General features: G+C 67.6%; 1 protein-coding gene. It reads left to right on the top strand.

Going from position 1 to position 250, the window contains the following annotated elements:
* The coding region (locus ACLJNW_RS27205) for an alpha/beta fold hydrolase (RefSeq protein WP_410961665.1) at positions 1-250 on the top strand (250 nt) is incomplete at both ends.

Raw genomic sequence — 250 nt, 5'->3', positions numbered from 1 at the left:
ATTTCGACCGCGGCGAGGGCGATCCGGCGCTACTGCTGATCCACGGTTTCGGTGGCGACCTGAACAACTGGTTGTTCAACCACGAGGCGCTGGCCGCCGAGCGGCGGGTGATCGCTCTAGACCTGCCGGGCCACGGCGAGTCCGGCAAGGCCCTGGTGCGCGGCGACCTCGATGAACTCAGCGGCAGCGTGCTGGCCCTGCTCGACCACCTCGACCTGGAACAGGTACACCTGGCCGGTCACTCCATGGG

Origin of the sequence: Salmonella sp. SAL4457 (genome assembly GCF_046548235.1) — a bacterium.
GTDB lineage: Bacteria > Pseudomonadota > Gammaproteobacteria > Enterobacterales > Enterobacteriaceae > Salmonella > Salmonella enterica.
This window is presented reverse-complemented; position numbering and strand designations above follow the sequence as displayed.